The following is a 19,603-nucleotide window of genomic DNA, read 5'->3' on the forward strand; positions in this document are numbered from 1 at the left end:
GTGCGTTGACAATACAACTAAACAAGGAAACATCACATGGAACAACTCCCTACTCCCTACGAGGAGGAGGAACCCTCCCGTAACCCCTTCACCGGCTACGACCCGCACCTCGAACCGCCGTCCTTTGATGACCCCTACGACAGCCACATCCGCGAAGGCGTCATGTCCGCGGAAGCCGAACGCCGCCTCATCGACGACACCACAGCCGCCGTTATCGCCTTCAGTTACCACGGCGGCGTGGACTCGGCCTTCCTCCAGCTGGCCCGTACGGGCGAGCTCGACCCCGAGCGCCTGACCGCCGAAATCGCTGCCGCCAATGCCGAAGACATCGACTACGAAGGCGCCATGGACGCCTTAGCGGCATACTGCGCCGACCGCGCTTCCCGAGGTGCCATCGCTGCCATTCCCGACTGGGCCGACCGCGCCAGCCAAGAGCTCACCCGCCGCCACGCCGTCTGGGATGCCGCCGAAGTTGAGCGCCACCGCGACTGGCTCATCTCAGATGGCCTCTCCGCTGCCGAGGCCGAAGGCCGCGACATCGACCACCTCACGGCCCGCGAGATTGCCCGCCGCCTCCGTCCCTCTGGTATGGGGCCATTGGCGGAACTAGCCGGCTCTGGCGCCATCGAGGCGCATGGCGTCGTGGCGGAATTAGATGACATGGTCAACGCCGACAGCGGCTACGACCAGGAAATCCTGGCGCTCGGTTCGTACGTCAACAGTCGGCAGGAAGCCGGCGAGACCGCCGACATTCCCGGCTGGAACGAGCTAGGCGAGGACCACACCCACCGGCGTCGTGGCGTACATGCCGCTGGTTCTTCTGCGGATGCTGCGGCCGTGCGGACTCCCGAAGCTCCCACCGCGGAGCTTGACACCTTCTCGTGGGCTGACGCGGCTACCTGGCACGTCGACGACGAGCAGACCAGCGACCTGGACGAAGCAGCAGCCTACGCCGCGCGGTTGCGAGCCCTGTTCGAGCTTGCTAGCCAGGCGGACGCCGAACTCAGCAATCGCGCAGAGACAAACAAAATCTGGGTGGGCCGCTGCCCGTACGGCAACGATCGGCCCGGCGGCATGGTCATGCTGCGCACACCCTACGGGGATGTCCGGATCTTTGAGACCGACTCCAGCGAGCGGCTGGCAGAGGAGTGGGAGCAGCTGGAACGGGAGCATGCGGCGTACGAGTCGGCCACGGCCGGGGCGACGGGTCGCGGGTCTGGGAGCGCTCGGCTGGACCCAGAGATATGGGTCGGTGGGCTGGCGGACTACAACGCGGGTCGGCTGCATGGTGCCTGGATGGATGCCACGCTCAGCGCGGAAGACTTGACTGACGCGGCGCGGTTCATGTTGCGCGGCAGTCACCAGCTGGGCGCCGAGGAAGCCGCGGTCTTCGACTACAGCGACTTTGGCGAACTGGGCCTGGCGGATGACCTGGGCGAGCATCCCAGCTTCGCCACGATTTCCAAGCTGGCTAGCGGCCTACGCGAGCACGGCGAGGCGTATGCGGCGTACGTGGCCGTCGTCGGCCTGCACAACCTCAACGACCTGGACACCTTCCGCGACGCTTACGAAGGCGCGTACGACACTGCGGAGGCTTGGGCCGAGGCCCACGTCGCTGCCATGGACGACAGCAACTTCCAGCAGCACGTTCCGGACTGGCTGGCGGAGCATGTGCACATTGACTACGAGGGGCTAGCGGATGACCTGAGCAGCACCTACGAAACGGTTGCCCGGCCGGGAGGAGGCATCTATGTCTTCCGCACGGATGTCTAATCCCGCCGGCCGCGTCGACGAGCTGCCACGCCACACAGTGCTGGTTGGCGACGCACGGGCCGAGCTGTTCCGGTTGCCGGATGCCTCCGTGGACATAGTCTTGACCAGTCCGCCGTATTTTCGGCTGCGGGACTACCAAATTGAAGGACAGTTCGGGCTGGAGCCGGATGTCGGGACGTGGGTTGGCATGCTGCGGAAGGTCATGGCGGAAGTGGCGCGGGTGCTGGTGCCGACGGGCACGCTCTGGCTGAATCTCGGTGACAGCTACAGCTTGCATGACAAGCAAGGCGCGCCACCGAAGAGTCTGCTGCTGGCGCCGGAACGGTTGGCCGCGGCGTTGGTGGCAGATGGCTGGACGCTGCGCAACAAGGTCATCTGGAGCAAGACGAATCCCATGCCGAGCCCGGTACGCGACCGACTGAGTACGACGCACGAGTTTGTGTACGTGTTTGCGCGGCAAAAGCGGTATTTCTTTGACCTGGACGCCATCCGGCAGCCGCATGTCAGTGTGGTACGGCCACCGCGGTCGACGGCCCAGCCGGGTGTCGACAGCGTGCCGGCGAGTTGGCGCGGGCCGAACAGCGACGGCGGTTCCGGGCTGGCCAAGCTCCAGGCCGCCGGCGTGGTCGGGCATCCGCTAGGTAAGAACCCCGGCGACGTGTGGCGGTTGCCCACGGTGGGCTTCAAGGGACAGCACTTTGCCACGTTCTCGCCGAAGCTCGTGGAGCGAGCCATCCTGGCGGGGTGTCCGGAAGCGCGGTGCGTACGGTGCAGGTTGCCGTGGCGGCGGTTGGCGATTCGGCAAGCTGGCCAGCCGGCGCGGCGCGGGAAGCTGCTGCCGACGTGCGGGTGCGGTGCCGGCGTGGGAAGCGAGCTGGGCCTGGTGCTTGACCCATTCCTGGGCAGTGGCACCACCGGCGTCGTGGCGGAACGGCTGAAGCGGGACTGGCTCGGTGTCGAGCTGCATCCGGCATACGCGGAGATCGCTGAGGAGCGGATCGCAGCAGCACGCGGACAACCAAGGGGTGGTATGGCCGCGGCGGCGTAAGCCGTCAGACCTCTTGGCTCTCGTCCTCGGGAGCCTGCGGTCACCCGAACGCCGGGTTGTCGCAACCAGTGAAGGTGTCTGGTCACAGGACTGGACGCTGTGGTTGCGGGCCGCACCACCCCGAGGAGGTATCGGTCATGACCGATCCTGCCCGTTCCGGCGTGAAAACGCTGGGAGTAAAGCTGTCAGACGAACTGCATGCGCAGTTTGCGCTGGTGGCGCAACTCGATGACATGTCGCTCGCCGACGCGGTGAAACGCGCGGTTGAGCACTACGTCGAGTACAAGCGTTCCGAGTCAGGCTTTGCGGCCAAGGCCAAGGCGGCGTTGGAGGAGATCCAGCGCGAGGCCATGGCGCAGCAGTCGGCGATTCAGTCGTTGTTTGGGGCGGAGGCGCCGACAGCGAAGACGGACGACACTGTCGTCCGGCCGCTGAGCAAGCCGAGTTCGGGACGGAAGACTGCTAAGCCGGAGGGCTCGCCGGGCAACGGCTAGACACATCCGTTGCTCGGGCTGAGTAGCCGGGAGGTGGTCGAATGACGGGCTGGGGGCTTTCGCTCTTTGAGCGGATGCTCCCAGCCTGAACCACTTGGAAAGTTCGGCATCGAAGATGGCTGAGAATGACTTTCGGATCCCCGCAGAGTAATGTGCCTCGGCAGCCGACCTACGTCGAACGGAGCAGCCGACTCTTCACATTTGATCTTGAAGTCAAAGTGTGTTATTACTGACCAGTAGGTTAGGAGGCGTCAAAATGGGCACACCAGAAAAATATCAAGGTTTACCTAGATCCACCGACTCGGCCAAAGAGTACTTGGCCGCTGAGATAGATGACTTCATCAACAGCGAGTTCATCTGTTGCGCTCCGAGAGCATCTTCAATGTCGCATCCCGATGAGCATTCTGGCGTTACTCCCGCGCCAAGCCCTGTCGAACTCGCTCGGGCGATATGTGAACGTCTTATACAGAGTAATGACGAACGATGTCAGGTTCGTTCTATCGATATTCTTGGCCGATTGGCAATTTCCGACCCTTCCGCAGGTTTGGCTGTTTGGCGCGATCTTCTTGCGGTAGGCAACAATGCCGTGCGTCGGGCGGCTACTACAGTGCTTGATCACACGCTAGACGACCTGTCCCCATCAATGGCGTCATCATTCAAACGAGTGTGGTGGCAGACCGAGCGGCGCTGCTGCCAGGCTGCCTGGTGCGATCACGCCAGATGGTACTAGAAGGTTCGTCTTACTGTGTCAAGGAGTCCAAAATAATAGGCAGCATTTTCGCCGGCTGGCGCCATGCCCTTAGCGGTCTCGGACAATCCTCTCTGTATCAACTCGCGAATCTCATCGAGGTCGAATCTGTAGGTTCCGAACAACGCAATAAATTCCTCCTCAATCAACGAAACAAATATTCCCGGGTCGTCGGTATTCACCGTGCAGTGCAGTCCCTCATCGAGGAACTTCTTGAGTGGGTGCTCCCAGAAACTACCGTATCCGCCCAGGGCTAGATTTGAAGATGGGCATGACTCAACAATGATTGGGCGCCCATCATCGCCCCCGGCAATTAGGTCTCGCACCACGTGAGGGCGAAGTTGTTCGTATAGTTCGTCCGAGAGACGGTCGATCTCTGAAGCGCCGAAGTTCATCTCCTCTCGATCCGCATATGAGATCTGGTGGACCCGTCCACCTTCCCGCCACGTATAGCTGCACTCGAATGTTGCCGCGGCAAGCAGGGTGTCGCTTAGCGTCGAGTGGTCCAAAGGAATCTGTCGCTCGATGGCGGGATGCCATCGGATAGGGTAATCAAGGCTAGGTGCTTGCAGGCTGTTTACGCCGACTCTAGCGAGTGCCCCCATTGAGAACCGGCTGTCGTACCAGTCGACCAAGATTGTCTGTGGAACTGCCATTCCGAACACAAATTCGCTAGCCTGACCGAGCCAATGACGAAGACTTGTCGAGGCGCTCTTCGTGAGCATGATTTGTTTTCTTGACGCGAAACTTGCCGCCCAACAAAGGTCGTTCAGTACGTCACCGCCTCGATAAGAATATCTCTCGCCACCGCTGTGTTTACGACTCCGGTCAAGTGCTAAGCAGTGGCCGATTCGAGTTACAGGAACGCCGAAGGTCGTCGCCTCCGATATCCGCCGCAAACCTTGTAGCTGGCTGCCAAAGTATTCGCCTGCATGAACGGCATAGCTAAGAGGCGCCAGGTTCGGCAGATGCCCTCTTACCAGAGTATCTAAGTATTGGTAGGCGATTGCGAAGACCCAGTTAGGCGTCTCCTGCTCCGGCCCGGTCACGTCGACGCTTCCTATGAATCGACGCAGCGTCGGCTCCCGTCGCAGAACTTGAGCGATACCCTGCGAAAGCGCTAGCGCGCTCAATAGTTGAGTCTTATGTCGAACGCCCTGCGAGGTTGTAGCAGGTTCGTTCACTGTCGGTTGCGTTCGGTCATAGCCAATCGGCATCTGTACCGAAACAGTGGGAGTGTTCCCCTCTTCGCGCATGTACGCAGAGATGCCCCGTAGGTGCTCTGTAACGTCGTCAATGATTTCAGCTTCAGCGGGACGTGTAGGGCTCGGGGTCGGCATCTTGATCGTCTTTCGCAACTCTACGGCTGTAAGAAGCGTATTAGTACTAAGGTGATCAAGCGCTTTGGCTACCCTCAAGACGCCCGGCAGCTCCCAGTCACTCGACGGTCTGTTGCTTGATAGATGAATTTTTCGAAAGTCGCGTTGTAGCTTGAAGCGCGATGAAAATGTAGCCAGATTACTTGAAAGCGGGGAAGTCATCGAGCTGTGTAAAATACAGATGGCTGTCGCCACACCTCTGAGTAGGGTTGTGGTCGCCTGATCCGATACTTTACCGGGATCCTCAATTGCTTTCCGGAGTGCAAGTTTTAAATTAGCAAAATGGGGTTCGAAGTCTGCGATTTGCAGCCTGCTAAGCCCCTCCCAGTACGGCCGCAGCCTCCCGACCGTAATCATCTCGGGATTGCGTACGAGTTGCGCCGTCTTTACCCAGAGCTTCCCTTGTATCGCCCAGTTCCCAGGCGGGCCGCCGTAACGTCGTGCGTTCTCACGCCAGTCGATGGCATAGCGACTCAACAGCGCTGCGACCCAGCTCAACGCTAAGACGAGTGGATAGAGGTGGCGAGTTGTCCACTCAGCAGCGTCGTGACCGCCGAGGTCGGGAATCCGGAGTGTTGTATCAGATTTATCTGACTCGCGGGGAGTTGTTGCGTTTCCCAATGCGGCTGGTATGTGCCCTGCAATGTTTGCAAATACGAGGTCGAGCATGGTGCACAGCGGTGTAGCACCGCCGGAATGAACGTGTGCATCGGCAACGCCGGACGTAAACACCTGCTTGACCTCCTCCCGCGCGAAGCTCCTAAGGAGGTCTGCGCGAGATTGGCGCGTCACAAGCTCGATTATTTCATAAGGCATAATTCTGCGAAGGCTCCGTAAAGGATCCAAGCTGCTGCGGGCCTTGTCATTGGGATCGATGTAGTCACGAACGCTCAGAACAGCGAACTTCAGCAGCTGTATCCATGCAGGCCCGGGACGCATCTCGCCCGCCAACGTCGTAAGTCTCTCAGTGACAGTTGCAGCGTTGACGCCATGTGCACCTGCGAGGGCATCGGCAAGTTCGGCGAACCAGTCAGCTTGTAGGTCGCCGACGATGTTTAGTGATTCGGTAATACAGAACGCATGCTTGGTAACATTTAAGACGAAGTCAACCTGTGCGCCGTTGCTGAAGCCAGTTGTGGTCATGGCTTTGGCTCTGCCTTCGCGTCAGCTTCCAGTTCACGTAACGCCACAATTGCCGCCGAGTGTAGGGCGTCCTGGTCAGGTGACATATCCGTTGCTGTACTTACCGAGCTCTCGCCAATGCGTACGGCCAGGGCGCGTTGACGCTCGGCCTGTGCCGCTCGGTGCAGGCGCTCTATGTCATAAGCAACTGATTCGTCGAAGAACTTCGTCAACTCAATAAACGGAACGATCCAGGATGCCTGGGTCGACTTTCGCAGCCGTTCGGACATGCGCGCAGCAAGGCGCGAATTGGCGATAGGTCCTCGTCCGAATTGGTCGACCATCCTCTGCCGAGACTTCAGTAGCTTCTCAGTAAACCAGCGTGGGCAGATAGCGGGATGACAAATGAAGAGAAGGTACACTTCCACCCAGAAGACGAAGTCCCTGGCGCGCTCTTCGTTCCGTTCTAGCTCGTTCCTGTACAGATGCTCGATACTCCGCCACACGGATTCGAAGTTTGCTTCAAGTGCACCTGCGTTCGCGCAGCTACGCACGATGTCGCCGAGAGATGACGGTAATGTCCGCTCGCGTTGGATGTGCGCATGTATTCTCCACCACTCCAGTGTCGCGGCGGCAATTATACTCTTATGGTCTGTTGCCGAAGTCCGGGCTATTCGAACCGCCTGATGTACTTCTGCCCATGCCTTTGATACGAGAAAGTAGTCGTAATGGCCCTCCCATGCCGGATGCAAAAGCAGGAGGTTGTCGACTCGCTCCATGCCGAGACTCACACGGACAGCGTTAGAGCCGTTCATCCCGCCCTTGCTAGGAAGGCCACCAATACTTTCTTCGTCCACGAGTCGTTGGGAATAGCTGAACTCGCGAGCGAGGAGGAGCGAGTTCGTAGCTGCGACGTCGATGCGCGCGGACATGCGCTCTCCGCCACGTCTCTCACTGAGCGTTCCGACGGTTTCGCTAAGTAATCCGAGTGCAATCTCGGAACCAGAGGGTAGGCTGCGGGTAGGTAGGGTAAGAGTCTCGGAAGGGCGATGCAGGGCAAGTCCAATCTTTTCAAAGTCGATACGTAAGGTATTGGTGCCGAAAGAAGGATCAAAGGTCATCAAATCCGATGCTCGTATAGATACCGGCGAATTGCGGAGACCAAATTGGAGCCCATGCTCCAGTATGGCACGCACTGCAAGCCGCGCGCCTAGGTCTGCTCTCTCCGCCCTGGCCTTCTGAAGCTGAAAATGCAGACTTTCTAAGTCTCTCGGATTAGACGAGAGGCAGCGTGCGTATGGGGACGGTTGGTCCTTGTCGCCGAGTGTAAATAGCTCTGCTAGTGTTGTTGCAGGTGCGCCTCCGGCTGGCAGTGAAAACCTGGCCAGCAAGTCCAGGAGCGGTTCACTGGACGGCGTGTTTAGAGGGAAGTATGCGAGCCGTTCTCGCAAGGAGAGCTCGCGGATGGTGATCCGGCGCTGTGGCGGTATCGCTTTGGCCAGCTGGCTTTCGATTATTCCATTCAACCGTTGCTGAAGTTCCATTTGGTACGCGGCATCGCTGCCCAGGTGTGGATAGGCTCGAAGATAGTGTTCACCCAAGGCGAATCTAGCCTCATCTATATCAATACATACGAGGCAGATAACGCCAGGGGCGGAGGTAAGTATCCGCAAGTCAACGAGTATTCTCGGTAGAAGTTCTGGCGTTAAGTCGGCATCGTCGATTGGTACAATCAAGATGCCTTGTCCATCGCCAATTTCTCTGAATACACGGCCAGCGAGTTCCGACCATTGATCGATGAACGCAGCGCCTGCTGACGCAGAGCGGACGAAGTCGTCCGCAATATTGTCTAGCGACTGCGCAAGAGGACGGTCGTATCCTAACTCCCGTGCCCCAACAATACTGGCTCTGCGGAAAAGTCTGTAAAGTGCCGTTGATATTGTTGTGTCATCGTCGATGGCGTGTGTAAGTAAGCCTTCGTATTTCTGGCCGAGTGTTCGCTCAAGGCTAGCGAGGGCCATGCCTAAGACTGAGTCGTTCGCCGAGAAGAACTCCGGTCGTATAACCGAGAGAACGATGTCCTTCCTGGTCTGGAGTTGGGAACAGATGCTGTGCAGAACGGTGGTCTTTCCGGCGCCTCGCCGCCCAGTGATGGCGATGACCGACTCACTTCTCCTATCAAGCATCGTTGTGGAGAAGTCACGACGATTGTGCCACGCCGCCAGTTCTTTTCGTGATCGGGCAATGGTGGCAAGAACCTGCGCGACGTGTCCTGCGTGCGGTTCCGGCAGTGGCATCATCTGATGGGGATTGGACATCTTGAGCGTCACTTCCTACTGGTTTTGCTAGATTCACTAGGAGGGCCGTCGTGGTCGGCAATTATCGCCGGTATACGTTGTTGCATGTATTTCTTCATATGTTGAAACTCTTGAGACACGATTATTTCGTGTTCTGGCACTACGCCAGCGAGCCAGGTAGCTCCTTCTTCTTGGTTGTTATTCGGTGAGGCGTCCTCCTCGTCGAGATGCGTAATAGCAGAAAACTCGTGGACCTGGTCGTCGCTCATTAGTCGGTAGATTCGACTGCCAACTCGTAGTTCGAGCACGTCGTTGAAACGCTCCAGTACTTCCCGTTTCTGGCGTGCTTCCAAGCGTGAGAGACCGAGTTCAATCAAGAGATTGTTGTCAAGCGTAATTTTCATACTCGACCCCCTTTTGTCACGTTTCGATCTAACGTCGCCGCGCGGTGTCGGCTATCGAACCTGAGTCGTCCCCAGGGCCGTTGTGATGTCGATACCTCAATGGCCGGCTTTCTCAGATCGTCCTCGTGCGTCGGTGGGGTCATGTGCCTTTTGCCTAAAGATTCGAGGAATCGGGACCGATTGGATGATGAAGGCACCGAGAAGTTACGGTGATCATGTATGCACTGAAGGTTAACGACGCGCGGCGGTGTCTCGAAATGCCGGCGGCTTGACGCCGCTGAAGTTAACTGCCATAAATATCAGCCGAACGCGTGGGCGGCTCGGGGCCTTTAGCCTCTATCGCGTCCCGCATCCGGTCCCCAAAGCTCGGCGTCGAGCAAACTTCCTATCGAACGCTGCCGGCGGAACGCGCAGCCATGTAACCCGATTCCTGGTGACTGCGGCTAGCCACACCGAAGGCACCAATCCGAGGCCTGTACACCGCCGACATATTGTCACGCACGCTACGCCAAAATACGCTGCGCCCGCGCGGTGACTTGCTCTTCTCCAACCAATACCGCAGCTTCGTACACTGCCTCGCCAGCAGCTTCCGCCGCGTCGCTCAACAGCGCCAAGTACGCCGTCTCGTATCCGCGTGCCTGCCGCCATTGCCGGTCGGCCTCGGCCTCGTTGTTGTCCAGCTCCTTGGCTTCCCAGCTGGCCGCCTCCGCGGCGTCGCGCATGCCTTTGAGCCAGGTGCGCAACTCCGTCTCGCCGTAGGCACCCAAGCTGAAGGCGTGCTCGATCTGCGCTCGCCCATTCGTAACTGGCGCAGCATCCATCGCCATGGTGGTTACGGCGTACGCCACCTGCCGCTGCGTTGCGGCATCGGCGGCTTGCAGCTGCTGCCACAGCTCGGCGGCCAGCATGCGCAACCGGCTAGCGACCATGTTTCGGACCTCCTGACGGGCGTGGTGGTGGATCATACGGGCCGAGACCGCCGGGCCGTTTGCGCTGGCTCCGTAGAGCGTCGGCCTGTCGTTTCGTGATGGTGGCCGGCTTGATGCCCTCGGCTCGGATGAGGTCGTCGCATGGGTTGCACACCTCAAACCCGGCGCCAATGGCCTGCAGCTGCTTGCCGCTGCGCTTCACGAACGACACCCCGCGTACCTCGGCGTGGATCCATTCGTCGTCGAGTGGCACCTGCTCGAACTGGTAGTGCTCGATGATCTCGCGCAGTTCAGCCGGCGGCCGGCCGCGCTTGCCGCTGGCCGTGATGAGCCGCTGTTCGTTGCTACCGTCCAGGTCAGTCATAACGAGGGCGGCCATGCATGTGGTTTGTACCCACTTCTGCTCACGTTGCGACCAGACCCACGGGACGTACTTCTGGAGATCGCTGGCCGTCCGGTTGCACCAGTCGTTGCGCTCCTGGCCGAGCAGCATGCCGCGGTAGCGGTTCTGGATGCTTTGGAGCTTGGCGAAGGATTGCTCCAAGCTCTCGTCTGGCATACCGGACATGGTGCCTGACGGCCGAGCAGCCTGTAACTAGAACGGCACAGCTGGCAAGTGTCAGGCGGCCATCCGTACACGGCTGCACTCTCGGCAGCGGTGCACGCTCGGAATGTCGAACCAGTCGAGCTGTGGCGTCACGACCTGAAGTACGGCACCGCACAAGGCCAGCTGTGTATCGGCAACCGTGCGGTGAGCAATCGCGCAGCCCCGGCGTAGGTTGACGCGCTCGGGCAGCTGGAGGCGGTCCCAGCCCACAAGATTCGTGTAGCTGTCCATGACCGCCACCATCCTCGGAGGCCAGCGCCTGAACAAGTGGTCAAAGGTGTGGTCGGCCACGCCGAATGACGGCTGACCGCAACTCAACAGGCAGACTGTGTACGGCCATTAGACCCGCTGGTCGTAGCCTGTCGCAGTCGGCGGCCGGTGACGACATGGGGCCGGATGCTGATGAAGGTCTGCCGCTGGTACGTCGTCCAGGGCTTGAGCGGCAAGCTGCGGATGGCGGCCAGTTCAGCCGGTTTGGTGACTTCCTCGGACGGCCCGATGATGACCACGCTCCAGCCGCGCTCGACGGCTTGGTCGTACTCGTCGACCTCGAAGGCAACGATCGCGCCGCGGGTGGCCTTGGCCAGGCGGCTGCTGGCGTTGGTTTTGATGACGATGCCGCCGTTGTGCACAGCAAACGTGACTGGCAGGACGGCCGGCATGGCGCGAAGGGTATAGACGATCCGGCCCACTGGCTGCGTAGCCAGCAGATCGAGGCATTGGTCATGGTCAAGCAGTTCAAGGCCATTGCTGTCATGCATGGCACGTTCCCAACGTTGGAAAGCAGGTTGGGACAGTCTGTGTATGAACGGGTATGCAGCGGCAGGGGCGATCGTCCTGTGACTGGCGGGATTGACCGAGTGATGCGGCTACAGTCATCGAGCAAACAACGGCGCCCCAGCCAAACGGCTGAGGCGCAGTGCGTCGATGATTGCTCAGGCCCGGAAGCCACCTTGGCTGGTCTGCAAGCCGTCGATGAACGCTCGCCAGTCCGCCGCACTGAAGTGCAGAACGGGCGAGGCTACGCCGAGCTTGCTGTCGCGTACGAGTGTTTGTTCGTGCAGGTAATCGCTGACCTCGACACAGTTGCCGCCGGCGCCGTTGCTGCGGGTGCTTTTGCGCCAGGTTGCGCCACTCAGGTCATTCACGGGAGTGCCCTTCTATCGCTTCTCTGATGAGTGTGGCCGATGCCTGTTGGTCGAGCGCGCAGGCCTCCAGGTTCTGCCAGATGTGCTGGTATTGCTCGACTTCGTCGGGGTCATTGAAGAACAGCGACCCAGTCAGAGTCTCCACGTAGGCCGTGCGCGGTTCGATTGGTTTTCGTGTCCGGTGGTCGATCGGAAAGTTGAGGATGCTGAACGGACAGCCGGCCGCGCCGCCGTGTGCGCCGACGCTGAACGGCACGATGCGCACCGAGATCGAGGTACGTTGCATCATGTCCAGGAGGTGCTGGAGCTGCTCGGCCATGACTGCCGCGCCACCAATCGGGCGCCGGACGACGGCTTCGTTGAGTACGACCGATAGGTGTGGTGCCCGCGGCCGGGTCAGCAGCGACTGTCGTTCCAGGCGTACCTTGACCAGCTTCTCAATCTCGTCGTCATCGGGGTGAAGCGAGACGATGCGGAACAGCGTCTCGGCATAGGCACCGGTCTGCAGCAGACCGGGCACCACCTCGGCTTCGTAGTTGGAGATGGTCTCGGCGGAGTCTTCCAGCGCGACGTACAGCTTGAACCAGCTCGGTAAGGCCGTCGAGTTGTAGGCCTGCCACCAGCTGGTCTTCTTGCTGTTGCGCGTCTCGGCCGTGAGTGCCACCAGTAGTTCGGTCTCTTCCGGCGAGGCACCGAGGACCTTGAGCATGGCGCGTACGTCGACCTCGCGGAAGCGGACGCTCTCCTCGCCTTCCTCGATGCGCTGAATCGTGGTGCGCCCCTTGTCGACGGCCTTGGCCAGCTGTTCCAGCGTCAGGCCGGCCTGGCGGCGCAGTGCCTCAAAACGCCGGGCGATCTCCCGGCGCAGGACTGTCGCGCCAACCACGCTTTCCGACATACCGCCTCCTTCTTTATGGGCGCGTGCCGCGCCCAATTAGACATGCCCACCGTTCGGGAAGGCAAATGACCAAGGGTTCAATGGGCATGGTATCTCAGGTATCAATTTTTTGGGCATGTCTCACTTGGGTATTGCCATGACGGTGCGTGGCGCGGTTCAATCAGGGCGTGTTGGTCGTCACAAACCCGGAGGACGCCGTGTATCGCCCGCATACCCACGTTCCCGGCGAATCGGCCGGCGCCATCTGCCGGCCGCACGAGACGTTGGCCTTGGTGCGCTGCGTGCGCTGTGGCCGCATGCTCTGCAAGCCCGATGGTGATCCCACCGCGGCCTGGGAAACGGTCACCGAGTACATCTGCCGGAAGTTCCCGGCCTCACCAAACTCCCTGATCTGACATGCACAGCTGTGCCAGCCGGGAGCACCGGCCCATGGGCTTCTACCTGCCCGGTCTTGGACTTGAGGTCTGGGTCGGCGATGTGCATGTCGAACTCATCGGGGCCAGGTGCCAGTGCTGCGGCGCCAATTTGCTGGGCCTGGGCCAGCGCGAGGCGCCGGAACGCATCGGTGAATGGCAGGCCATGTCCAACGTGCTGCAGTGCGGCCGGACGGAGATCTGACTGCATGCGTTGCCGCCACGGCCACCACCAGCCGTACGACCGCTACGTCCCCGGCGTCGGTCTCCAGCTCTGGGTGCCGGCGGACACGAAGGTCTTTCTGGTGGCGGCTCGGTGCTGGTTCTGCCAGTGCTTGCTTGGCGGGCTGAGCGACCGCGCCGGGTCCGAGAACTTTGCACCACTCATTGAACTTTTCGGGCGGCCGGATGAGCCGCATTCCCATTCGTTGAACGTGAAGGGATGAGCCGCGTGCAGATTTGTGAGCGGCACGAGGTGGTGACGCCGAGCCGCATTGACGCGGTGCCGGTCGTCGAAGGCCATGTCGAGCTATTGGGTGGCTGCTGTGGTGATTGCGGCCAGACGGTTATGGCCTTGGACGTCGGCCACGGCGTACGCCAGTGGCACACCGTGTCATCGGTGGTGACGCGGCTACGGCGGTATGAGCGACAGCGCGTGGCGGAGCAGCTGCTCGGTACGTCGTTGCAGGCGGGGATGCCGGCGTGATCGCCCCTCGTCGCCGAACGGTCGTCCCGTTCTGGCACCGGCGTCGGTTCCGCGACCGCGTCGGGGCTGCTGAGCGCTACCTCGTGCATTCAGACGAGCTAGAAGCGGTCGTCGTGGCCAAGGCCGCGGTCATTAACCGCGTCGGACAGCGCGACGGCAACTGGCTGGCGTTATCTCGTGAACTGAGCGGGCTTCTGAAACGCGAAGCCAGAATTTGCCAACGCTTGAGCCGATTCCGGGCGGATGAAGGCGACCTGTGCGCGGCCTTTCTGGCAGACGCCTGGGCCGGCCACCTGCGAACAGTGAACGCGCAGCAATACGTCGAGCAGACCTGGCTGGACTTGGCAGAGGATTCGCTTGGTGGTGGCCAGCGTGACTGAGCGCAAGTCGTCCACCTTGGCGCGACGCGTCTACGCCGCACTGTCCAACCAGCTCCTGGATGTCCTTGACGACAAGGACGCCGTACGCGCTCGCGTCGGCGAAGGCATCAGCCTGCCGACCTTGGCCGCCCAACTGCACCAGCTGGTGCAGCGTGAAGCCAAGATCTGCCAACAACTCGGTGAACTACGGGCTCGCGACGACGATGTCCCGGCCGCGTACGTGCACTGGAGCTGGGCGGCACACCTGCGGCAGTTCGATGCCCAGCGGTACGTCGAGCAGCTGTGGCTGGCGCAGTACGAAACCGACGCTTTGGACGAACCGTCGTGAACGAACCACCAGCCGCTTCGCTGCCGGCCGTACCGCAACGGCGGCAGCTAGCCCCCAACGCCAGCACGGAGACGGCGAGCAGTGGCCTGCTTTGCCTAGCCGGCCACGGTATTCGTGCTGGCGTTGGTACCTCTCATTCCTCCAGTGTCAAGGACGACTCATGGATGCGTTCTTCTTTCTGCTGCTCGGCTTTATGGCTGGAATCTTCGTCACGAACAACGCCTCGATGCGGACGTGCCTTGGCTGCCGGAAGCTGCTGGATGGCGAGCTGCCCGATGGCGATGACGACCATGCCTAAATTCTTGGTGTCGGTTGGGCCGGTGGCACAGCGGCATTTGCACGCCAGGTTCGGCAGTCCGGTGGCCCGGTGGCGCTGGCAGGTGGCGGAATGGATTCGCGGCCGGCCGGATGTGCTGGTCGACGGGCACGGCTTTCTGCGCCGCCGCTGGTGTGAGCTGCTGGCAGTGCATGTCGAGCAGAACGAACTCCTGGCCAGCATTCGGGATGGCGGAGACCGCTCGACGACCGCCACCGACCAGCTGCACGCGATGATGCAGCGCGAGCGCGCCATCTACCTGGCCGTGGCTCGGCACTACGCCGCGTACGGCGAAGACCTGGCGGCGCACGCCTGCCAGAGCTGGGCCTCGTACCTCCTGCAGTTGGACACGGCGACATTCATTGCGTCGTACGGAAAAAACAACCTGGACGACGACGCCTCATTGGTGGATGGTTGCCGTGACTGACGAGCCGCCGGCCGAGGAACGGCCCCTGCTGACGGCGACGCCGCAGCTAGTCAAGACGGCGATTGAGCAGCTGCAACAGCACCAGCCGATTTCGCGCAAGGGCAAGAGCATTTGTCGGCGGTGCTGCCAGCCATGGACGTGTGAGATCCACCAGCACGCCGAAGAAGTCATCGTGGCGGCCGGCTTGCGGCTGGCCGACTTCGACTCGTGCGCAGCTGCCAAGCCGAAGTCCGACACGGGCTTGGTTGTGCTCGACACCAGCCAGCCGCGGCCGCGCAGCCACCGGCAGTCGCCCCAGCCGAAGCCACGGGTGCAGCTGCGCGACGACGGCTCGATGACGGTCACGGTGACGCCGGTCGGGACGGCCACCATGCGGTTGCCGCGCATCCGGCCGGATTAGCTGGCCGGCGAAAGTCTCATCTGCCGGCTGGGTGGGGATGTTCGCTGCTTTTGAACCCCACGGGCAGCGGATCTGGTCGGCGGATGAGCTGGGGAGGCCTCCGGTGCTGGTGCCGCTTTGTCGCGGGGTGGCATGAGCCCGGAGGTTCTTCCGCAAGCTCAGGCGCTGGCATTTCGAGCATCCATCTCGATTTGCGAGAACTCCTGTCGGAGTTCGGAAAGGTACGCACCATGAAGCGATCCCTGCTGATCGACACGCACGCCAGTTCCTGCTATTTCCGTACGTCGGTCGCCGGCGACGGCCGTAAGGCGCTGGTGCAGATCACCGAGCGCTGCAACCTGCACTGCGCGCATTGCTTTGTATCGTCAGGAAACTGGGGTGAGCACCTGGCGCTCGACGACTTTGCCGGCAAGGTGCTGCCTCGGTTGCAGGCGGCGCGCGTGGAGCGCATCACCTTGACCGGCGGCGAGCCCTTTGTCCATCCGCAGCTGCGCGAGATCTGCACGGCCGTGACGGATTCGGGGCTGCCGCTCGGCATCTGCACCAACGCCACACAGACCAGCGATGACGACATTTCGTTTTTGGAGCAATTAGGCAACGTGCATGTCAACGTCAGCTTCGACGGCTTCCGGCAGGAAAGCCATGGGAAGTTCCGCGGGAACCAGGCCTCGTTCGAGACGACCGTAGACACGACACGGAAATTCGCAGCAGCTGGATTGCTGCAAGGGTTGTTGTCGACGCCGAACGCCTTGACCGCCGTGGACGAGTTCGCCGCGCTGTGTGAGTTCGCGGTCGAGGTCGGCGCCGAGTACGTGCTCATGAATCCGCTGTCCTCATTTGGGCGAGGCGTCAAGAGTCAAGGCCGGCTGGCGGCCAACGCCGACAAGATGCGCGCCATCCGTACGGTGACGGAGCGCTTCGCCGAGCGCGGTCTCGACCTGGTGCATATCCGGTTTCCCAACGAGGACAAGCCACTGGCCGGCTGCGACGCCGGTAAGCTGATCTACGTCTTCGCCGACGGCGCCACCGCGATCTGTCCCTACTTGGTCTTTGCGGCACGGACACCGCAGTCGCCGTACGCCGACAGTGAGTTTCTGGTCGGCAACATTCTCAATGAAGAAGTCGCGCATGCGCTCGACCAATATGACTTGGCGAGCCGTCTGCGGATGGGAACGAACGCTACCTGCACCGCGTGTGGCCTGAATAGCGCATGTGGCAAGGGATGTCCAGCCGCACTCATCTCACGCGGGCTGCGTATCGGCGAAGTTGACACCGAGCAGTGTCCGCTGCCAAACAGACAACCGTTGCTGCAAATTGGGCGGAGACCAAGTGACCAGTAAGACCGATGTGCGCGGCTTGTTCGTGGCCATCGAGGGACCGAACGGCGTCGGCAAGACCACCGTCTGCGCCGAGCTGGCCGCGCAGCTCCGGGAGCGCGGCCTGTCCGTCCATCCGACGACGGAACCGTCCGCTACGCCGCTGGGGCGATTGCTGCGCTCGGGTGAAGCCACGCTGCAGGGCCGCGCGCTGGCGCTCGGTGTCGCCGCCGACCGGTACGCGCATCTGGAGGGAGAGGTTGGCCCCGCCGTTGACGCCGGCCAGTACGTGCTGTCAGACCGCTATGTGCAGTCGTCGCTGGTGCTGCAACGCCTCGATGGCATGTCCGTGGCCGAGATCTGGAGCTACAACCGCTACGTTCGGCGGCCGGACCTGTCGGTGTACCTCAGCGAGAGCCCCGAACGGATTGCCGTACGACTGGCTGAGCGGCGGCAGCGGTCGCGCCTGGAAACGGCCGGCTCGCCAGAACGAGAATTGCGGCTCTACCGCGAGGCGTACGAGTTCCTGCAGGCGCATGGCTGGACGCAAATCATCGTGAAGTGCCGGGGTCAAACGCCAGCGCGGATTGCGCACCGTATCGTCACACATCTTCACCTGCTCACGAAGTAGCTCGCCGGAGGAGCGACAATGCTGTCGATCTTGACCGTCAACATCGGGGCTGCCGCGCGACAGCGGGCCGAAGCGCTGCTGGGGTGGCTGGCGGCGCGGCCGGAGGATGTCTTCGTCCTGACTGAGACCAGCGGCGGGCCGGGAACGGCGTACCTGCTGGAGCAGTTTCGTGCTGCGGGCTTCGCGGTGGCGTACGCAGCCGACAGCAGCGGCGACCGCGGCACGGCGGTGGTCAGCCGGGTCAAGGTGGAACGGACACTGGATGAGCTGACCAGCGGCGTCAGCTTGCCGGGGCGGGTGGCCGGCGTCGAGCTGGCCACCACGCCGCGTACGGCGGTGCTCGGGGTGTACGTGCCGAGCCGGGACCGCAGCGTAGACAAGATCGAGAAGAAGGAGCGGTTCATTAGCTCGCTGCTGGCGGGGTTGGACAAACTGCCGGACGAGCTACGCGAGCGGTTGGTGGTCGGCGGGGACTACAACGTCATCGCGCGGGACCACCAACCGTTGCACGCGGGGTTTCTGCCGTTCGAGTTCGGACTGCTGGAGACGCTGGAGAGCCACGGGTTCGTCGACGCGTACGCGCGGTGCTCACCGGGTGAGCAGGCGTACAGCTGGATTGGTCGGACGAACGACGGCTACCGGTACGACTACTTCCACGTCGGTGCCAAGCTCGGCGGCAGCATCGCCGGCTGTGCGTACCTGCACGAGACCCGCGAACAGCGGCTGACAGACCACGCTGCGGTGACGCTCAGCTTGGAGATCGCCAAGGTGGAGCGACTGGAGACCAGCGACCCGACTGCCGCCGGCGACGGGCTGTTTTAGGCCGAGACCAACGCGGCACGGACCAGCGAGTCGTAGGTGTCGGTGGTGCGCTCCACGTCGAGGTTCAGCGAGCGTACGAAGCGGTCGAGCTCGGCTTGGACTTCGAGACCGGGCCGGCCCGGCGGTACGACGGTTTCGGCTTCCAGGAACGAGCCGGCGTGCTCGACTTCATCCAGGCACAGCGACAAGTCGCCGCGGGCCGCGGTGCGGCGCGACTTCACGATGCGGACGGTTGGCCGGAAGCCCATGGCCAGCAGCGCGGCGTGCATCTCATCGCGGTCAGCGACCTCAGTTTCGTGCTCCAGGCAGGCCATCTCGTTGTCTTGGGGCTTCTTCAGGGTGAAGAGGTGGCGGCCCAGCTGCGTACGAAGTCGCGCGAAGGCCACGCCGAGCTTGGGCTGGCCGTAGTCCCAGCCAGGCTCGGCGTACGCCTGGTCGTCCTGGTGAACCGGTGGCGAGAGGTGGAAGCCGTGGCCGGCAAGCTGGTCGACAGCGGCCGCGGTGTCGTGGAGGCGGTACTTGACCTCGATCTCACGCCGCTGGATGGGCATTGGCTCCCCACAAGATCGCCGGCACGTTTGCGTCAGGTTAGCCAAGCCGGAAGCGGGGGTGTGGGACGGGGAGCCGGACACGCTCCGGAAGGCTGAGTGTGGCAATGAGGCGGGATGGGCGCGGCGTCGATGGTGCCTACACATGTGGGCTAAGAGTCCGACCACGGCTCGACGGACTGAAGGCGTGTCACGTTTTTTTCGCGAAGTCCTCACGGCGCCCACCGGTTCTCCGTTGCTGGTGGGGAGGCGTCGCGCGCTCCGATAGGGCCGTTGCCGCTGGAGCCGGCTGTCAATTAGTGGCCAATGTTTAGCGATGAGTAAAAGATGTTGTCGAGCGGGCCAGCCTTCCGGCTACAAGATGCTTGAACATTCAGTCAACTGTCTGCAAGTGACCGTTGACGGAGCGCACACTTCGCTTACGACTTCGTTGGTCGATACGTCTTGACGCAAGACAGATGAAGGTGCA

At 61.7% G+C, this 19,603-nt stretch carries 24 protein-coding genes; 14 read left to right on the forward strand and 10 right to left on the reverse strand.

Features of this window, described 5'->3' with window-relative positions; genetic code table 11:
• Window positions 1-36: 36 nt before the first annotated feature.
• The 3 genes from GNX95_RS33125 (at window position 37) to GNX95_RS33135 (ending at window position 3,315) form a co-directional block, all read left to right on the forward strand.
• Complete coding sequence (locus GNX95_RS33125; protein WP_163511589.1) at window positions 37-1,773, forward strand: antirestriction protein ArdA; 1,737 nt, start codon at window positions 37-39, stop codon at window positions 1,771-1,773.
• Window positions 1,774-1,810: 37 nt separating this feature from the next.
• Window positions 1,811-2,821: a DNA-methyltransferase gene (locus GNX95_RS33130; RefSeq protein WP_343035052.1), complete on the forward strand. Its 1,011-nt coding sequence runs from the start codon at window positions 1,811-1,813 to the stop codon at window positions 2,819-2,821.
• A 137-nt stretch (window positions 2,822-2,958) separates the two neighbouring features.
• Complete coding sequence (locus GNX95_RS33135) at window positions 2,959-3,315, forward strand: hypothetical protein (protein WP_222854100.1); 357 nt, start codon at window positions 2,959-2,961, stop codon at window positions 3,313-3,315.
• Window positions 3,316-4,041: 726 nt separating this feature from the next.
• On the opposite strand, the gene GNX95_RS33140 is transcribed toward GNX95_RS33135, so the two are convergent.
• The 9 genes from GNX95_RS33140 to GNX95_RS33180 form a co-directional block, all read right to left on the reverse strand.
• Window positions 4,042-6,585, reverse strand: coding sequence for an amidohydrolase family protein (locus tag GNX95_RS33140; protein ID WP_163511590.1), 2,544 nt, complete (start codon window positions 6,583-6,585; stop codon window positions 4,042-4,044).
• On the reverse strand, window positions 6,582-8,882 hold the full coding sequence (locus tag GNX95_RS33145; protein ID WP_163511591.1) for a P-loop NTPase fold protein: 2,301 nt from the start codon (window positions 8,880-8,882) through the stop codon (window positions 6,582-6,584). Before GNX95_RS33145 ends, GNX95_RS33140 begins: the two co-directional genes overlap by 4 nt.
• Before the next feature lie 8 nt (window positions 8,883-8,890).
• The gene (locus GNX95_RS33150; RefSeq protein WP_163511592.1) at window positions 8,891-9,265 is read right to left on the reverse strand and encodes a DUF5663 domain-containing protein; all 375 of its coding nucleotides are present in this window, start codon (window positions 9,263-9,265) and stop codon (window positions 8,891-8,893) included.
• A gap of 503 nt (window positions 9,266-9,768) precedes the next feature.
• Complete coding sequence (locus tag GNX95_RS33155; protein WP_163511593.1) at window positions 9,769-10,173, reverse strand: hypothetical protein; 405 nt, start codon at window positions 10,171-10,173, stop codon at window positions 9,769-9,771.
• 10 nt (window positions 10,174-10,183) lie between these two features.
• Window positions 10,184-10,753 (reverse strand): hypothetical protein, encoded by a 570-nt coding sequence (locus tag GNX95_RS33160; protein ID WP_163511594.1) that lies wholly within the window; start codon window positions 10,751-10,753, stop codon window positions 10,184-10,186.
• Between the two features lie 60 nt (window positions 10,754-10,813).
• Entirely contained in the window at window positions 10,814-11,032 is a 219-nt protein-coding gene (locus GNX95_RS33165) for a hypothetical protein (RefSeq protein ID WP_163511595.1), read from the reverse strand.
• 83 nt (window positions 11,033-11,115) lie between these two features.
• A complete protein-coding gene (locus GNX95_RS33170) occupies window positions 11,116-11,562 on the reverse strand; it encodes a pyridoxamine 5'-phosphate oxidase family protein (protein WP_163511596.1) in 447 nt (148 codons plus the stop codon).
• Window positions 11,563-11,736: 174 nt separating this feature from the next.
• Window positions 11,737-11,949: a DUF397 domain-containing protein gene (locus GNX95_RS33175; RefSeq protein ID WP_163511597.1), complete on the reverse strand. Its 213-nt coding sequence runs from the start codon at window positions 11,947-11,949 to the stop codon at window positions 11,737-11,739.
• Window positions 11,942-12,847 carry a helix-turn-helix domain-containing protein gene (locus GNX95_RS33180; RefSeq protein ID WP_222854101.1) on the reverse strand — a complete coding sequence of 302 codons (906 nt, stop codon included), beginning with the start codon at window positions 12,845-12,847 and terminating at the stop codon, window positions 11,942-11,944. The genes GNX95_RS33175 and GNX95_RS33180 overlap by 8 nt, the downstream gene beginning before the upstream one ends.
• Before the next feature lie 146 nt (window positions 12,848-12,993).
• Here GNX95_RS33180 and GNX95_RS33185 point away from each other — a divergent pair, with 146 nt between their 5' ends.
• From GNX95_RS33185 to GNX95_RS33235, 11 genes are all read left to right on the forward strand, one after another.
• Entirely contained in the window at window positions 12,994-13,242 is a 249-nt protein-coding gene (locus GNX95_RS33185; protein ID WP_163511598.1) for a hypothetical protein, read from the forward strand.
• Window positions 13,243-13,276: 34 nt separating this feature from the next.
• Window positions 13,277-13,465 (forward strand): hypothetical protein, encoded by a 189-nt coding sequence (locus GNX95_RS33190; protein ID WP_163511599.1) that lies wholly within the window; start codon window positions 13,277-13,279, stop codon window positions 13,463-13,465.
• A gap of 237 nt (window positions 13,466-13,702) precedes the next feature.
• Entirely contained in the window at window positions 13,703-13,966 is a 264-nt protein-coding gene (locus GNX95_RS33195; RefSeq protein WP_163511600.1) for a hypothetical protein, read from the forward strand.
• Window positions 13,963-14,346 (forward strand): hypothetical protein, encoded by a 384-nt coding sequence (locus tag GNX95_RS33200; RefSeq protein WP_163511601.1) that lies wholly within the window; start codon window positions 13,963-13,965, stop codon window positions 14,344-14,346. The genes GNX95_RS33195 and GNX95_RS33200 overlap by 4 nt, the downstream gene beginning before the upstream one ends.
• Window positions 14,339-14,674 carry a hypothetical protein gene (locus GNX95_RS33205; RefSeq protein WP_163511602.1) on the forward strand — a complete coding sequence of 112 codons (336 nt, stop codon included), beginning with the start codon at window positions 14,339-14,341 and terminating at the stop codon, window positions 14,672-14,674. The genes GNX95_RS33200 and GNX95_RS33205 overlap by 8 nt, the downstream gene beginning before the upstream one ends.
• A gap of 160 nt (window positions 14,675-14,834) precedes the next feature.
• On the forward strand, window positions 14,835-14,972 hold the full coding sequence (locus GNX95_RS33210) for a hypothetical protein (RefSeq protein WP_163511603.1): 138 nt from the start codon (window positions 14,835-14,837) through the stop codon (window positions 14,970-14,972).
• Window positions 14,950-15,417, forward strand: coding sequence for a hypothetical protein (locus GNX95_RS33215; RefSeq protein WP_163511604.1), 468 nt, complete (start codon window positions 14,950-14,952; stop codon window positions 15,415-15,417). The genes GNX95_RS33210 and GNX95_RS33215 overlap by 23 nt, the downstream gene beginning before the upstream one ends.
• Window positions 15,410-15,817, forward strand: coding sequence for a hypothetical protein (locus tag GNX95_RS33220; RefSeq protein WP_163511605.1), 408 nt, complete (start codon window positions 15,410-15,412; stop codon window positions 15,815-15,817). The genes GNX95_RS33215 and GNX95_RS33220 overlap by 8 nt, the downstream gene beginning before the upstream one ends.
• A 230-nt stretch (window positions 15,818-16,047) precedes the next feature.
• Window positions 16,048-17,157: a radical SAM protein gene (locus GNX95_RS33225; protein ID WP_163511606.1), complete on the forward strand. Its 1,110-nt coding sequence runs from the start codon at window positions 16,048-16,050 to the stop codon at window positions 17,155-17,157.
• Window positions 17,147-17,764 carry a dTMP kinase gene (gene tmk, locus GNX95_RS33230; RefSeq protein WP_163511607.1) on the forward strand — a complete coding sequence of 206 codons (618 nt, stop codon included), beginning with the start codon at window positions 17,147-17,149 and terminating at the stop codon, window positions 17,762-17,764. The genes GNX95_RS33225 and tmk overlap by 11 nt, the downstream gene beginning before the upstream one ends.
• 18 nt (window positions 17,765-17,782) lie before the next feature.
• Entirely contained in the window at window positions 17,783-18,586 is an 804-nt protein-coding gene (locus GNX95_RS33235) for an endonuclease/exonuclease/phosphatase family protein (RefSeq protein ID WP_163511608.1), read from the forward strand.
• Here the strand turns inward: GNX95_RS33235 and GNX95_RS33240 are convergent.
• On the reverse strand, window positions 18,583-19,137 hold the full coding sequence (locus tag GNX95_RS33240) for a class IV adenylate cyclase (protein WP_163511609.1): 555 nt from the start codon (window positions 19,135-19,137) through the stop codon (window positions 18,583-18,585). The two genes, GNX95_RS33235 and GNX95_RS33240, sit on opposite strands and share 4 nt — an antisense overlap.
• Between the last annotated feature and the right edge of the window lie 466 nt (window positions 19,138-19,603).

The sequence above is a fragment of the Fodinicola acaciae genome, from assembly GCF_010993745.1.
GTDB lineage: Bacteria > Actinomycetota > Actinomycetes > Mycobacteriales > HKI-0501 > Fodinicola > Fodinicola acaciae.